Origin of the sequence: Archangium violaceum Cb vi76 (assembly GCF_000733295.1) — a bacterium.
GTDB classification, from domain to species: domain Bacteria; phylum Myxococcota; class Myxococcia; order Myxococcales; family Myxococcaceae; genus Archangium; species Archangium violaceum.
In genome coordinates this window covers 1-272 of the sequence record NZ_JPMI01000205.1, presented here as the reverse complement: position 1 = coordinate 272, position 272 = coordinate 1, and the positions used below count along the sequence as shown (strand labels likewise).

Genomic DNA, 272 nt, shown 5'->3' with positions numbered 1-272 from the left:
AATCGCGTCGTGGTACTTCAACCTGCCGGCTGTCATCGCATCACCTGTCTTCCCCGCTGGGAAACTGGTGGGCCTAGGTGGACTTGAACCACCGACCTCGCGCTTATCAGGCGCGCGCTCTAGCCAGCTGAGCTATAGGCCCAGTTGGTGAGTTACCCGAACAACTCTCTTCATTCTCAAAGAACCGAGTCGTGACTCGGTCCTTCAAAACCAAACAGCAAGCCCAGACGATTGCGAAACGTTGACCTGGTCGACCTATTGCAGCTTTCGCT

The 272-nt window shown here is 55.5% G+C and carries 1 tRNA gene; it reads right to left on the bottom strand.

The annotated features are described in order from the left end of the window. Nucleotides 1-65: 65 nt before the first annotated feature. Nucleotides 66-142 (bottom strand) — tRNA-Ile (locus Q664_RS27345). Nucleotides 143-272: the final 130 nt, after the last annotated feature.